General features: G+C 66.7%; 14 protein-coding genes and 2 pseudogenes. 9 read left to right on the top strand and 7 right to left on the bottom strand.

What is annotated here, in order from left to right; genetic code table 11:
* Positions 1-744 precede the first annotated feature (744 nt).
* From ACZ44S_RS35555 to ACZ44S_RS35535, 5 genes are all read right to left on the bottom strand, one after another.
* Positions 745-1,146 (bottom strand): hypothetical protein, encoded by a 402-nt coding sequence (locus ACZ44S_RS35555; RefSeq protein WP_466936864.1) that lies wholly within the window; start codon positions 1,144-1,146, stop codon positions 745-747.
* A 14-nt stretch (positions 1,147-1,160) separates the two neighbouring features.
* Positions 1,161-1,379 carry a hypothetical protein gene (locus ACZ44S_RS35550; RefSeq protein WP_466936861.1) on the bottom strand — a complete coding sequence of 73 codons (219 nt, stop codon included), beginning with the start codon at positions 1,377-1,379 and terminating at the stop codon, positions 1,161-1,163.
* A gap of 665 nt (positions 1,380-2,044) precedes the next feature.
* Positions 2,045-2,887, bottom strand: a complete 843-nt coding sequence (locus ACZ44S_RS35545; RefSeq protein ID WP_466936859.1) for an IS5 family transposase — start codon at positions 2,885-2,887, stop codon at positions 2,045-2,047.
* 10 nt (positions 2,888-2,897) lie between these two features.
* Positions 2,898-3,278 (bottom strand): RacP protein, encoded by a 381-nt coding sequence (locus tag ACZ44S_RS35540; RefSeq protein WP_466936857.1) that lies wholly within the window; start codon positions 3,276-3,278, stop codon positions 2,898-2,900.
* A 96-nt stretch (positions 3,279-3,374) separates the two neighbouring features.
* Positions 3,375-3,872: a hypothetical protein gene (locus ACZ44S_RS35535; RefSeq protein WP_466936855.1), complete on the bottom strand. Its 498-nt coding sequence runs from the start codon at positions 3,870-3,872 to the stop codon at positions 3,375-3,377.
* A 246-nt stretch (positions 3,873-4,118) separates the two neighbouring features.
* Between ACZ44S_RS35535 and ACZ44S_RS35530 the strand changes: the two are divergent.
* The 9 genes and pseudogenes from ACZ44S_RS35530 (at position 4,119) to ACZ44S_RS35490 (ending at position 11,765) form a co-directional block, all read left to right on the top strand.
* Positions 4,119-5,077, top strand: a pseudogene (locus tag ACZ44S_RS35530) (IS481 family transposase).
* Between the two features lie 927 nt (positions 5,078-6,004).
* Positions 6,005-6,679, top strand: a complete 675-nt coding sequence (locus tag ACZ44S_RS35525) for a hypothetical protein (RefSeq protein ID WP_466936854.1) — start codon at positions 6,005-6,007, stop codon at positions 6,677-6,679.
* Positions 6,580-7,557, top strand: a complete 978-nt coding sequence (locus tag ACZ44S_RS35520) for an RHS repeat domain-containing protein (RefSeq protein ID WP_466936902.1) — start codon at positions 6,580-6,582, stop codon at positions 7,555-7,557. Before ACZ44S_RS35525 ends, ACZ44S_RS35520 begins: the two co-directional genes overlap by 100 nt.
* Before the next feature lie 105 nt (positions 7,558-7,662).
* On the top strand, positions 7,663-8,115 hold the full coding sequence (locus tag ACZ44S_RS35515; RefSeq protein ID WP_466936851.1) for a hypothetical protein: 453 nt from the start codon (positions 7,663-7,665) through the stop codon (positions 8,113-8,115).
* 211 nt (positions 8,116-8,326) lie between these two features.
* Positions 8,327-8,683 (top strand): hypothetical protein, encoded by a 357-nt coding sequence (locus ACZ44S_RS35510; protein ID WP_466936849.1) that lies wholly within the window; start codon positions 8,327-8,329, stop codon positions 8,681-8,683.
* Positions 8,684-8,721: 38 nt separating this feature from the next.
* On the top strand, positions 8,722-8,844 hold the full coding sequence (locus ACZ44S_RS35505; RefSeq protein ID WP_466936848.1) for a hypothetical protein: 123 nt from the start codon (positions 8,722-8,724) through the stop codon (positions 8,842-8,844).
* A gap of 508 nt (positions 8,845-9,352) precedes the next feature.
* Entirely contained in the window at positions 9,353-9,655 is a 303-nt protein-coding gene (locus ACZ44S_RS35500) for a helix-turn-helix domain-containing protein (protein ID WP_466936846.1), read from the top strand.
* Positions 9,652-11,178, top strand: coding sequence for a helix-turn-helix domain-containing protein (locus tag ACZ44S_RS35495; protein ID WP_466936844.1), 1,527 nt, complete (start codon positions 9,652-9,654; stop codon positions 11,176-11,178). Before ACZ44S_RS35500 ends, ACZ44S_RS35495 begins: the two co-directional genes overlap by 4 nt.
* Positions 11,179-11,192: 14 nt before the next feature.
* Positions 11,193-11,765, top strand: coding sequence for a transcriptional regulator (locus ACZ44S_RS35490; protein WP_466936842.1), 573 nt, complete (start codon positions 11,193-11,195; stop codon positions 11,763-11,765).
* Positions 11,766-11,997: 232 nt separating this feature from the next.
* Here ACZ44S_RS35490 and ACZ44S_RS35485 read toward each other — a convergent pair whose 3' ends face one another.
* Together ACZ44S_RS35485 and ACZ44S_RS35480 are read right to left on the bottom strand one after the other, a co-directional pair.
* Complete coding sequence (locus tag ACZ44S_RS35485; RefSeq protein WP_466936840.1) at positions 11,998-12,399, bottom strand: hypothetical protein; 402 nt, start codon at positions 12,397-12,399, stop codon at positions 11,998-12,000.
* A 95-nt stretch (positions 12,400-12,494) separates the two neighbouring features.
* Positions 12,495-13,483, bottom strand: a pseudogene (locus ACZ44S_RS35480) (alkaline phosphatase PhoX).
* Between the last annotated feature and the right edge of the window lie 420 nt (positions 13,484-13,903).

Raw genomic sequence — 13,903 nt, 5'->3', positions numbered from 1 at the left:
TGTGTCAGTGATGTCATGACGCGCTCTCAATCAGGCTTGCCCGACCAGAATTAGCACCGGGCCGGTTTCCCTGGACAGGGGCGTGAGGGCCTTGCTGAGAACGGCGCCGAAGGCCCGGCGACCCGTGCAGCCAGGTGGTTGCTCCTCGTCCCCTCATGGGCAGGACAGCGTGACGGTGTTGCTCCACAGGACACCCGTCGGGTTTGGATCGGCCCTGCTGTCCGTTGCCGAGATATGAAGTGGAAGGCCGGAAAGGCATGGGATGCTCTGACGCATATGTAGCTCGCCTTCGGAATCCGAGCTCTGCTGGAAGGTTCGCTGAGCTAGTGCGTCGTCGACCACCCTGACGGTGACGGTGGCGTTGTCAACGAAGCGAACACCGTCGATCAGGAAGACAGCGGAATCTCCGGCCCCTTCCGTCCGCACCGTGATCTGCGGTCTGGGGGTCGGCGGGGGCGGTGGTTCGACTGGAGGATGCTGAGGCTCACCTACGATGTGCAAACTGTCGAGGAACGCGATGAGTTGGCGCGTTGAGATCGGAGCGAGCATGTCGAGGCGTCGGACGAGCTCACGCACATTTCCGTCAACCCTATACTGAGGCAATACGCCTCTGTCACGGGCACTGTGAATTGCCTGCCGTAGTCTTGGCATGTCGGATGTCTCACTCCTTCGACGTGAATCGGTACATGTCCGGGGCTTCGAGTGCCGCGCGCCGGGGCGGCACTCGAAGCGGAGTACGGGATCTCACCCCAGGCCGACAAGAACCAGGACCGTTCCGGTCCCCGATGCCAAGGGCGTGAGGGCTTTCCCGAGTACCGCGCCAAATGCGGCCTCACGGTCGGTCGCAACCATGGTGTGGCCAGGAGTTGAGGACGTCGTGAGGAGGTCGCCGACGTGAATGGGCTTCGACGACGCGTCGGCGCGGCTCCAGACCTTTCCGATGACCGCAACTGCTCGCCGGAAATCACCTTCTAGGCCCGACCCGGGCGCCCGGCGGTCCAGGACGAGTGCCGGCACGCGGTCACCCGCACCTGACACCACACCCGCCACACACGTGTCATATGCCCGCGTGCAGGGTGTCAGTACGCCCGCGCTATCGAAGGTGACGACCGTGCCCGGACCGATCTCATCGGTGTCCTCAGCCACGTCGAACTGCTCGGCTACATCCCCCCAGTTAGCACGAGGTCACCGGTGACCTCGACGCTTCCCTCGAAGAAGCCGGCGAGGCGGCCTCCCCGGGCGTGCACGCCTACGCCTTGGGCGCTGAAGCCGATCGTCCCGGTACCGGCGCCCTTGTGCTCGCCCCAGACACCGCTGCCGCCGGTGGTGCTCTCCGACTCCCCGTGGACCCCTACCCAGCTCTTGGACTTGCCTGCCACGCCTGCACCGTTCGCAGCGTCGCCGAGTACGCCTTGCCCCTCCGTACCGCTGTGCTTGCCGTACACGGCGGGGTTGAAGCGGCCGGAGGTTTCGCCAACCACACCAGCGCCTCCGGCTGAGTTGGCTCCGAAGACTCCGGCCCCTCCGATCGTGCTGTTACTCAGGCCCTCGACACCATGCCAGCGGGCACCCTTGCCCTGGACGCCTACGGCGTCTCCACGCCCCCCGACACCAATCGTTCGCTCGCCCGGGGTGGCGGTCCCGGTGATCGCCACGCTGTCGTTGCCCGTCACTGCTTCGTTTATGGCCATTCCGGTTCTCCGTTTCCGCAGGCCCGGTCAGGCGTGATCGGACCCGGCTTCGGATGGGTCCTTGCACATGGATGTGGGTGGATGCAAAGGGAACGCGATGTACCTCTCCTTCACTCTCGTGCGTCAGCCCGGCAGGCGCAAACTGGGGTTGAAGCACCACGTAGCGGTCACTTCGGGTATCTCATCGCTCGAGACAACGTCCTAGGCGCCCTGCCCATGGCGGTGATCGACCAGTACCGCGCCGGGCACCGCCTGGCTGCCGTCGGCCGGACCGCCGGCTCGCCCGTACCCGCCACACGGCGCTGTGGCCGATGCTGCGGCAGGCCGCACGCACACAACAGAGCAGCCAGCCTCTAAACAGGAGTTGTCTTTGTCCAGTGGCTGGTGTTAGGGCTTTTGCGGGTGGGGCGCCGGGTCATCATGGTGATGAGTGCCCAGTTCAGGTGGGCTTCGGCGTGCTGCGGGAGGCGTTCGTAGTCGCGTGCGTTGCGGCGGGCGTTCATGCACCAGCCGATCGTGCGTTCCACTTTCCAGCGGCGTGGGAGCACGACGAACCCCTTGGTGCCTCTGGGCCGGGAGACAATGCGCAAGGTGAGCCAGAGGTGGTCGCGGGCCCAGTCCACGAGGTCGCCGGCGTAGCCGCGGTCGGCCCAGACCTGGGTGATCTGTGGCTGGGTGAGGCGCAGGCGCCAGAACACGTCGCGGGCGGCATCGCGGTCCTGGACGTCGGCGGACGTCACTGTGATCATCACCGGGAGGCCGAATGTGTCCACGGTGATATGTCGTTTGCGTCCGTTGATTTTCTTCGCGGCGTCGTAGCTCCGACTTTTGCGGCCGACGGTGGAGGCGCCCTTGACCGACTGAGAGTCCACGATCAGAGTCACGGGATGGGGGCAGCAGCCCTTTCCGGTACGGATCCTCCGGCGGAATTGGTCGCGAATGTAGGTGACGACTCCGGCCGGGTTCCACCTCCTGAAGAACCTGTAAACCGTCTCCCACGGGGGGAAATCCGCAGGCAAGGCTCGCCACTTCGCGCCGTTGTCGACGATGTGGCGGATGCCGTCGACGATCTCCCTTCGCGGCCACTTCTCGGGGTGCCCCCCGGTCTTGGTCTGGCACGCCGGAACCGGCAGGAGGGACTCCAGCAAGGCCCATTCTGCAGCGGTCGTGTCCGAGGGATAGCGGCGTCTGCGCATGCCGTTCTCGTCAGAGGTGGGCGCGAACGGGACCGCCGCGCCGGAACTTCACCAGCATGTCCAGCGCGGCTTTGATGCCGTTGAGCTGGGCCGGGACGAGCTGCACCCACTCGTCCTCAGGATCCAGCTCGGCATGTGGGCCGATGGTGCCGGTGATCAGCCGGGCGAACTCGTTGAGCTTCCTGCGGAAAATCGCCTGCTCGTAAGCTTCCAACTCCACCGGGTCCCCGGAGAAGCGATAGCCGTCGGCGAGCGTCCAGATCAGCGGCGGAAGATGCTCCTGGGCAGCGATATCCCGCAGGATGCCCAGTCCCCGCCGGGTCTGCGAAGGCGACAGTTCAGTCGCCGCGACCAGTCGCTTGAAGCCGAGCCCAGCCGGGCGGGCCTCCATCAATCCTCAAGAACCCTGGGCGGACCGGATAGCCCAGGACGGAACACAGCTGCGTGTCCCGACAAACACGCGCAGGCACATTGGCGATACCCGACTCTATTCCGAGTCTCGTTCTGCCTCCGCTATGAAAGCCTCCAGAAGTTTGACCGCGGCCTCGGAGATTTCAGGATCTATGGAGTCGGCCAGCTTCTCAATCACATGACGGCCGGTCAGCACAGCATCGCGGGCGTCCTTTTCCCATTGAACCTTTTGAGCGTAGTTGCTGGCATATTTGGGGAGAGAGTCAGCTGCGGAGCGACTCCATTCGTGTGAGGTGTAGATGTTCAGTAGGAGTTTCAACACCTTGGTCTTGCAAACTACTTGGGGTGCCCCGGCCAGTTCCAGGAGGAAGGGTACTGTTGGGGCGGTGGCCTCGGAAATGACGAACCCGAGTTCGCATACAAGGTCCGCAAGGTAGTCCAGTGCCAGGTCTCCGGTCGCACGGTCCCCCCAGGCTGCCCTGGCGAGCAGAGTGGGGATGCCTCTCGCCGATCCCCTGGGAACTTCGAGGTCGCTCCACGGGACGCGAGGGAGTCCCTTCAAAATGGTGCCCATTTGAACTCGCCGCCCTACACAGCACGAGGCTGCCGTCGTCTTAGCCGCCACTGCACGACAATCTTCGGCTGGACCGCGCGCTTGCGGCTAGTGGACGCACCGCAGGACGGACGACACGACACACCCCCCCCACCGAAATCAGTACCATGCCTGAACGGCTAATACACCACCCACCCCAGGTCCGGAGGGTTCTAAAACTGCCGATCACCGTTGACACCTGGGTCTCCGATCACTACGGAGATCCACATGCCGAAGTCCATTCCCACCACCCCGCCGCTTGACCGTGAGGCCAAGCGGCGCCTGGCCGTCATACGCCACGTCGAAGAGGTCACCGGGAACGTCGCCATGTCCTGCCGGTACTTCGGGATAAGCCGACAAGCCTACTACACGTGACACCGCCGCTACCAGGCCGAAGGCGCCGAGGGCCTGCGCCCCCACTCCAAGGCACCCAAGACGTCTCCGAACGCGACGCACGTCGAGGTGGTCGGGAAGATTAGCTATCTCCGGCAGAACTACCACTTCGGCCCCGAGAAGATCGCCATGTACCTCAAGCGCTACCACGACGTCACCATCAGCAAATCCGGCGTCTGGCGCATCCTCAACCGCCTGGACATGGGCCGCCTGCCGGCCTCCCAGCGCTACAAGCGCCACGACCGCCGATGGAAGCGCTACGAGAAGCAGCTGCCCGGCCACCGCGTCCAGATCGACGTGAAGTTCATCGAGCCGCTCGCCTCAATGCCCCAGGGGCGCCGCGGCGGCCGCAACAAGTACTTCCAGTTCACCGCGATCGACGACTGCACCCGCCTGCGCGTCCTGCGGATCTCCCCGACGCTCAACCAGAACACCGCCATCCAGTTCCTCGACTACTGCTGCAGCGCCTGCCGTTCCAGATCGAGGTCATCCAGACCGACAACGGGGCCGAGTTCCAGTCCGCCTTCCACTGGCACGTCCTCGACAAGGGCATCGCCCACACCTACATCAAGCCCCGCACCCCGCGGCTGAACGGCCAGGTCGAACGCTCCCACCGGATCGACGCCGAGGAGTTCTACCGGCTCCTCGACGGGGTCGTCATCGACGACACAGAGGTCTTCAACGACAAACTGCGAGAGTGGGAGGACTACTACAACTACCATCGCCCACACGGCGGCCTCGGCGGCCAGACTCCCTACGAACGCCTCAAGCAGAAGACCACGATCCAGGCGTAATCGAAGATCGTCAGTCGCACACCCGCGCCCCAGAGTCCGCCTACGACACCACCACTTACCAGCATACTCCCGCAGGGGATCTGCGGAAGGTCACCGACCCGTCCGGCACCAGCTGGAGTTACACATACGACCAGCTCGACCACCAGACGTCCTTCACCGACCCGGACCGGGGCCGCACCGACACCAAGTACGACGACCACGGTCAGGTGATCTCGAGCACCGACCAGCGCGGCACCACCCTGTTCAACACCTATGACGGACTCGGCCGCAAGACCGAGCTGCGCGAGGGTTCCGCCGCCGGCAAGCTCCGCGTCAAGTGGACGTACGACACCGTCCCGGGTGCCAAGGGCCAGCTTGCCGAGTCGATCCGCTACGTGAGCGGCCAGGCGTACACCACTGCGGTGACCGCCTACGACAAGTTGTACCGGCCCGTCAAGACGACGACCGTGATTCCCGTCTCCGAGGGAGCGCTGGCCGGCACGTACCAGTCCGGCACCGCCTACAAGCCCTCCGGCAAGGTCGCCGCGCTCAGCTACTCCGCAGCCGGATCGCTGCCGGGCGGTTCGATCAACTACACCTACGAGGACCAGACGCTGCGTCCGACCTCCGTCTTCGGTCAGGGCATGAGCTCGACCGCCACCTACAGCCACACCGGCAAGCCACAGGGGTACACCTTCGGACTGACCGGTGGCGGAAAGAAGACACAGGTCACCAACACCTACGAGCACGGTACCCAGCGCCTGGCGACCACCCGCGTCGACCGTGAGGACCAGCCGGGCGTCGACCAGCATGTCACCTTCCGCTACGACGAGGCCGGCAACATCCTCTCCCTCGCGGACGTCTCCCGCACCGGCACCGACAACCAGTGCTTCGCCTATGACCACCTGCGTCGGCTGACCGAGGCATGGACGCAGGGCGACCCGACCTGTGCCCCCGCTCCGTCCGCCGCCCGAACTCGGCGGCCCGGCCCCGTACTGGCAGTCGTTCACCTACGACAAGGCCGGCAACCGGCTGACCGACGTCCGGCACGACCCGGGAGGGGACACCGCCAAGGACGTCAAGCGCACCTACGCCTACCCGGACCCGGGCACACCCAAGGCCCACCAACTGACCTCGCTCACCACCCAGGGGCCGGACGGCACCCGTCGCACCGCCTACGCCTACGACCCGACGGGCAACACCACCGAGCGCGGCGCACAACGGTTGGACTGGGATGCCGAAGGGCAACTGGCCAAGGTCACCGAACCCGTCGACGCCAAGGCGGACAAGGTCACTGAGTACCTGTACGACGCCAACGGCAACCGGCTGATCGACCGTACCGGCGACCGGACCACCCTCCACCTCGGTCACACCGACGTCACTCTCGACAAGGGCGCGACCAAACCGAAGGCAACCCGCTACATCGACCTCGGCAACGGTCACCAGGCCGTCCGCGCCGACGGCGGCAGCTTCTCGAGACGCGCGGCAAGTCCCCGGCCACATGGCCGGGAACCAAGGGATTCATCGGCGGCATCGACGAAACCAAGGACACCGGTTTCACCCACCTGGGCGCCCGCGAGTACGACCCACGGACCGGCCGTTTCCTCTCCGTCGACCCGGTGATGGACCCGTCCGACCCGCAGCAGATACACGGCTACACCTACGGCAACAACAATCCGCTGGTGTACGCAGACCCGGACGGGAAGTTCTTCGGCTTCCTGGAATTGTTCAAACTGGTGAAGAAGGCGATCAATTACGTCTTCAACAAGGCTCCGAACAAGAACCCGGGCTTCATGCAGCGGCGCGCGAAGGCGCCGGCCGTGCACAACGGTGGCCTGCGGGGAGCGCTCGCCCAGATCTACCCCAAGAAGGAACGCGGGGCCGTCTTCGGTAACGGCAAATTGTCGACGGCCATCATTCACGAGTTCAACACGGGGGAGCAGCTACCGGGTAAGAGGCAGCTACACATTGAGAAGGGCTGGTCCACGATGAAGGCCCTATCGAGCGTGCTGGACAAGGATCGCAAGGCCAGAGAGGAAGGCAAGGGTCTCGAGAACCGTCTGTCCGACAGCGATCTGAAGGTCGCCAAGGCTGAGGCGAAGGAACTCTGGGACGCACTCAACTCGCGTGATGTCACCGGTAACATCAAGAAGATCACGGACAGCAACGCCGGGATGAAGAAGTCCATCACGAAGAACTTCGCGGCCGTGGCAAAGACGCCCGCGGTGAAGGACCTCACCGGTACGGAGTTCAAACCGACCCAGCACAAGGGGCCCCAGCCGGTCGGCCAGCCTACCCGGCTACGCGGTTTCTCCAGATCCCTCGGTGTCGTCGGCGGTGTCGCGATGGCCGCTCAGGCACCTTCCTACGTGCGCGAATACGGTTTGAAGGAAGGCGCGTGGGAAATGACCAAGGACATCGTGGACCCGTTCGGGTTCCACGAGGCCTTGGAACCGCCGCAGACGAGCGGAGGCGCGTGCCCTCCTGAGAGCTGCGCCTGACAGCGAGACAGACGCTGTCCCGGATGATGAGGGCAGGGACCGTCGTGCACATCGCACGACGGTCCTCGCCCTGACTTCGCCCCACGCATACCTACTGAGGAAGAGATGAGCGACATCCCCACCGGGCAGAACCCGGAAGAGGAGATCCCGCAGGAGCAAGTCCCCCCGCTGCTGCTGCGCATAATCCCAGAATCAGCCGGCTCCATCGCCGAGAAGTTCCACGAGCCCGCGGAGACGGCCGTCCTGACCGAGGACGCGGCCGTGTTCCTGTACGAGTTGCTGGCCGAATGCTTCACGACGCCGGTGCTGATGCCGCAGCTGAGAAGCGACACCCCGGACACAGAGCTGCTCACCCGGTGCTGGGACTTCGTCGAGCGCATCGTGGACCATCCAACGGAGCACGTCGGCGGCGCCGTCTACTTCGAGGTGCTGGATCAACTCTTCCTCGACAGCGGCCTGGTGGAGGCCGCCTGGCCGTACATGAAGGAGCGGACACGGGCTCGTACCCTGCAGATGCTCGACGACGCCGATGTCCGCCTGCGCGGAATCAACTGGTAGCAGCCAGTAGCGGGCAAGTCAACCGGCGTCTGCCCTCCGTGGAGCAGCGCCTGACCCTGGGTGAGGGGTCCGATGTGCACCGCGCGCGGCGGGCCCCCGGGTCCAGTGACCATGATTACCGCACAGGCAACAAGAGAGCCATGAACGACGTCCCCGCCTCAGTGCCGCTGGGCTGACAGTCCGGGCTGTGGAAGACGTTGTACTCAGGCTGATGGAGCTGTTGTTCCCGTCGATCGCGGACATCGCGATGCTGGCGGTGGACGTGGATATCGAGAAGGTGCGCCTTGATGCACAGTGCAGCACGGCCGGCGCGGCCTGCCCAGGATGCTCGACCGGGGTCCACAGCTTTTACCTGCGGTTTCTCGCCGATGTACCGAGCGCCGGACGAAGCGTCGTACTCCAGCTGCGCGTCCGGCGGTTCCGGTGCAGGAACGCCAAGTGCCCACGTCAGACGTTCGTGGAACAGATATCCGGCCTGACCCGCAGGTATGGCCAGCGCACCGAGCGACTGCGTTCCATCCTGACCGCAGTCGGCCTGGCCTGGCTGGTCGAGCCTGCGCCCGCTTGACTGCCGTGCTCGGCATATCCATCAGCCGGAGCACGCTCTTGCGCCTGGTCGATGCGCTGCCCGAGCCGGAGGTGCCGACGCCGCGGGTGGTCAGTGTCGACGAGTACGCCACCCGCAAGGCCGCCGCTACGGCACTGTCCTGGTGGACGTCGACACCCTAGACGAACGCTGGGACGAGGGCTGTACCAAACGCCTGGAAGCTCTGGGAGGAGATCGTCCCCTTGGGCCATCGCGGCAGCTACGGCCGGGTCAGCGCCTACTCCGAGAGCAGCGCACCTCGCCACGGCCGGTCGCCGCGCAGCCGCCGGCACCCCGCGTGGTGACGAGATGGATCCTCAGCCGACCCGAGACGCTGACCGAGAGTGAACACTCCGGCTCAAGGTCGTCCTGGCCAACTTCCCCGAACTCGGTGACCTGACCGGTCACGTCCGGTCCTTCGCCCGTATGCCCACCGAGCGCCAGGGTGAACGACTCCCGCGCCGCGCGGCTGTCGGCTGCCGCCTCCTGGACTTCCTGCTGCGCCTGGTGCCCGGGGCTGCTCCTGGAACTGACTGCACCGTGCGGAAGCTGCGCCCGGGTTCAGGGCCGTTGGGCCGCTCACGGTCCGCAGACCTCCGATCCATGCGGAAAAGGCATTGATTATGAGGTTGCCAGGGTGGAGTGTCTGATATGAGTTTGGGTCTGGAGGAGCGGGTGCGGTCTGCAGTGGCCGCGCTGCTGCACGCGACCGGCGAGTCGCAGACCGATCTTGCCGCCGCTCTGGGAGTGAGCCAGGCCCAGGTGAGTCGCCGTCAGGCTGGCACCGCCGCCTGGAGTCTGGCCGACTGCGAGACGGTGGCCGCGCACTACGGCATCGACGTCCTGGACCTCCTGGCCGGGCCGACCCGCGCCGTGGAATCGCTGCCTGGCGGACGCCGCCGCGCCTCCCGCGCCGCACGCCCCGCGGCCGCACGGGAGGGGGCGAAGCGATGACCGGCTTCGAGGCGATCGACGCTCTGCTCGCCGGAGCCAGGAGGGAGGTCCCGCTGCCGCCTGCCGAGCAGCGGCGGGCCCTGCGCGAAGGGCTGAATCTGTCGCGTGCCCAGCTCGCGCGTGCTTTGGCGGTCAGCCCGTCCACGGTCGCCGGCTGGGAGTCCGGACGCGACCCCAGCGGTGAGGTACGGGAGAAGTACGCCTACTTCCTTGAAGGAGCACGGACCCAGTTGGCTGCCACGGCCGAGGAAGCGCCGGCCGGCCGGGGCGTAGACCACGACAAGCCGCAGCTTGAACGCCCCGCCGCGGAGGATATCGGGCAGGACGACGTCGAAGCACTCCTGACGCCCCAGCCGTGTGTGCTGTGCGGGCAGCCCGCCTCCCACCAGGTTGCGGGTTTCCCGCAGCATCTCGACCCCGCCGAGTGCGGCACAGCCGAACCCGCGCAGGCCCGGACGCCCGAGCCGCCCCGGCAGCAGCCGGCGGCGTCCGCCGCCCGGAAGGGCACGCCGCCGCGCGGGGTGCCAGTGGTGCCCGCGGGCCGCCGACTGCGGACGGCCGACACACCGGACCTGATCACCTCGGCCGTTGCCGCCGCGCTCGCGGAGCACTCCGGCGACGTCGAGGCGGCGACCGCGGCGCTGGTCAAGCGCGCCATCCCGCATGCGATGGCGCTCCTGGACACCACCCGCAAGGGCGGCCGCTACGACATCATCGCCCACCCGTGGCTCCCCGACATCCTCCGTAAGCAGACCTCCCGCGGGGCCGACCAGATCTGGGAGGCCCGCCCCAAGTGGACCCGCCCCGAACTCCCGCCCGGCCTTCACGACGTCACCGCGCTCGACATCAACGGCGCCTACCTCTCCGCCCTCAAGACGCACCTGCCGATCGGCCAGCTCGAGCACGGCACCACCGGCATTCACGATCGCCGCCGCGCCGGCGTCCACCTCATCACCCCGCCCACCTGGGACCACGACGCAGTCCTGCCCAACCCGATCGGCAACCGCGACGAACCCGGCCCCCTCTGGGTCACCGAACCCACCCTGCGCCTGCTCTTGCGCCTGTCGGGCCCGAAGTACGGGCTGTGCGACCCGCCTCGGATTCACGAGTCGTGGACGTCGGGGGCCACCGAGGGGCTGCTGGAGAAGTTCCGCATCGTGCTGAGGGACGCCCGGGAGCGGGCGATCGCCGACGGTGACGAGGTGACGCTGGAGTACGTGAAGGCGATGTATGCGAAGTTCATCTCCACGATGGGGGAGTCGAACTACAACCGGGAGCTGTACCGCACCGACTGGATGCACCTCATCCGCTCCCAGGCCTTCGCGGATCTGTGGTGGAAGGCCTACCGCGCCTACGATGAGGGCCTGATGGTCGTGCGCGCGATGGGCACCGATGAACTCCACGTCGTCGGAGACTGGCGGGCCGTCTTCGACGAGGGCCGGGGTGTCACCGAGGTGAAGGTCAAGGACGTATACACCGTCGAGACCACTGACCCGGCCGTCACCGGTGACCCGACCGACTGAAAGGGAAGGCTCCTATGCCCGAGCGCACCATCGAGTTCGGCCTGTACGGCGCCCGCGGGATCAAGGGCCACCAGGCCGTCGCCCGCCAACTGGACGCCCTGGTCGACTACATCACGAGCCCCGCCACCACCCGCCGTGGCCTGGCCGCCCGCCTGCGCTATCTCACCCGCACCCCCCACGCTCTTGCCGCCGCCCGCGCGGCCGGCCTCACCGTTACCGACCGCACCCTCAAAGCGTGGCTCGACGGCAAACGCCGCCCCAACGCCGCCAACCTGGCCCGGATCGAGGCCGCCTACCGCACGGTGCGCCGTCGCAATGTCTCCCGCCATCTTCTGGCCCGCCTCAACCGTGCAGGGCGCGGCACCCGTGTGGAGATCCACCCGGTCAACCAGTCCGGCGTCGACCGTCCCCGCCAGCGCGTCGTCGAGTACCGCACCCTCAACGTCCGTCGCTGGGAGGGCATCATCGAGGCGTGGGCGGCGGGCGACGACCGGGCGATGGACGACGCTTGGGTCGAGCAGATCGTCGACCTCGGCTCTCAGTGGGGCCAGTACGAGTACGTCACCAACGTCGGCTTCGCCGCCTGAACAACCATCAGGCTGTCACCAGCGGCCACCAGACGACGACCGCGGCCACAGCGCCGCCAAGGGCGCACGTCACGGGCGTGCCGCCATGCCGTTCGTCAAGCGAGTCGACACCTTTTGGGTCCGTGGAAGGTCCCGTCGCGGGGCATTTCGAACAGGATGCTGATGCGACCCGCGGCCACCGCACGATCTTCAAGAGTCCACACAACCCTTGATCATCTCGCAGTGGCCGCGCTCAACTGCCGAAGTACTCATCGTCATTGCGGACCGCCGAACCGCTTCCGCCGCCGCTGCGGCTGCCGCGGTTCGGCCGGTGACATGGCCATCGCGCCGGTGGAGCGGGGGCGAGCACGGTCAGGCCCCCGATCAGCACGATGACGAAGAAGGTACCGAACACGGTGGGCCCGGTCTGCAGCCCGGGCATCAGGCCGTGCGCGGTCACGACGGCGCCGGGGGCGGGTGCCCCGACGCCCTGCGCGAGGTAGCCGATGAGGTAGCCCTGCCGGCTGACGAACGACTTCCTACCGGTCCGAGAACGACCGAGGGAGAAACATTGTGAAGAAGCAGGCCGAGGGCGCCGACGGGCGCCCGGCTCGAAGAGCACCGCGAGCCGCGTGGTGGCGAAGCCCTTCCACACCTCCAGCCGTTCCCGGCTTCCCGGCGCGCCCTCAGCCCACGCCGGTCTGGGAGGGCTGGGGCAAAGCCTCGACACCGCCCCAGCCGTCAAAACGGTCAGGCGCTCGTATGGAACGGGCCCGTCACTTCATAGGTGATGCCGCCCGAGGAACTGCCGGTGGTGCCGCGCTGGCTGGAGAAGTACAGGCGTGTGCCGTTGGGGGAGAACGCCGGTCCGCAGATTTCCGAGCCGGGCTGGCCGGTGATGCGGAGGAAGGGGGCGACGATGTCGTCGGGGGTGATGATGCAGATGTCCATGGTGCCGCCGTCCTCGGCGGCGAACAGGTCACCGGAGGAACTGCCGGTGACGTTGTCGACGTCGGTCAGCGGTGCGGCGCCGTTGGTGACTAGGCTGGGGACGTTGGCCCAGGTGAATGAGCCGGAGGTGCCGCTGCCGGCGACGAGCACCTGAAGGGTGCCGGAGGACAGGTCGCCCCAGGTGGTGGGGATGAAGCGTGGAAGCGGCCGTTCGTCTCGTCCTCGGTCAGGTAGATCACCTTGCGCACCGGGTCGGCGGCTGCCGCCTCGTGGTTGAAGCGGCCCATGGCATCCCGGCGGACCGCCGCCTTCGTGCCCCACGGTCGGTTTCGTAGACGTAGCCGAGGGATGCCTCCTCGCAGGACAGCCAGGTGTTCCAGGGGGTCTTGCCACCGGCGCAGTTCTGGCGGTGCCCGACAGGATCCGGTAGGCGCCGGTGATCGCGCCGGTCGAGGCGAACTTCACTGCGCTTGCGCCGCCGGAGGGGTTGATCTCCGAGTTGGACACGTAGATCCAGCCGGTGCCGTTGGCGTAACAGGCGCCGCCGTCCGGGGCGTTGTGCCAGGTGTACGAGGTGCCGGAGACCGTCCGGCCGGAGCGGGCGATGACGCGACTGGTGAAGCCGGAGGGCAGCATGATCCCGTTGGCGTCCGCCGCCAGCAGACTGCCGTAGGGGCTGGGTCCGTTCTGGGCGGGGGCCGCGTAGGCGGGCCGTGCATGAGGGTGCCGCCGAAGACGCCGGCAGAGGTGCCGATCACCGCACCGCGCAGAAGGCTGCGACGTTCCACAAAGAACTCCTTCTCCAAGGAAGGGCGAAATTGACTGGTTGAGCGCCGCCGACTGGTCACAGAGAAACACGGGGCCGGAGAGAAGCGGACAGTGATACTCCGTTCCCCCAACTCTTCGCGCCCAACCGGTGAGTAGATATCGCGTGGACGGTGTCTGCGCGCCACCAAATGAACCACGAGCGACTGGGACACAAGGATGTGGTTCTGCCGCGCCGGCGCCTCTCTCGCTCGGTGCAGCACCACCTCGAGGCGGTGCACCACTGACCAAGTTCCCTGCACGGATGGCCAATTCCGAAACCCGCGACGCCCTTAAGGTCGCGGAGCCGGTGAAGGGGGCGTCACTCACCCGCATCACGAGTGCGGACCGTTTGTGACACCCCTCCCTTGCGAAGAGGAAGGCAACCAAGTGCGCTCTACGGT

The sequence above is a fragment of the Streptomyces malachitofuscus genome, from assembly GCF_055571035.1.
This window is presented reverse-complemented; position numbering and strand designations above follow the sequence as displayed.

Bases quoted from the DNA above. Each gene is read 5' to 3' on its own strand.
- ACZ44S_RS35500 (WP_466936846.1), top strand. From the start codon at position 9,353: ATGAGTTTGGGTCTGGAGGAGCGGGTGCGGTCTGCAGTGGCCGCGCTG.
- ACZ44S_RS35495 (WP_466936844.1), top strand. From the start codon at position 9,652: ATGACCGGCTTCGAGGCGATCGACGCTCTGCTCGCCGGAGCCAGGAGG.
- ACZ44S_RS35510 (WP_466936849.1), top strand. From the start codon at position 8,327: ATGGAGCTGTTGTTCCCGTCGATCGCGGACATCGCGATGCTGGCGGTG.
- ACZ44S_RS35515 (WP_466936851.1), top strand. From the start codon at position 7,663: ATGAGCGACATCCCCACCGGGCAGAACCCGGAAGAGGAGATCCCGCAG.
- ACZ44S_RS35490 (WP_466936842.1), top strand. From the start codon at position 11,193: ATGCCCGAGCGCACCATCGAGTTCGGCCTGTACGGCGCCCGCGGGATC.
- ACZ44S_RS35545 (WP_466936859.1), bottom strand. From the start codon at position 2,887: ATGCGCAGACGCCGCTATCCCTCGGACACGACCGCTGCAGAATGGGCC.
- ACZ44S_RS35540 (WP_466936857.1), bottom strand. From the start codon at position 3,278: ATGGAGGCCCGCCCGGCTGGGCTCGGCTTCAAGCGACTGGTCGCGGCG.
- ACZ44S_RS35535 (WP_466936855.1), bottom strand. From the start codon at position 3,872: ATGGGCACCATTTTGAAGGGACTCCCTCGCGTCCCGTGGAGCGACCTC.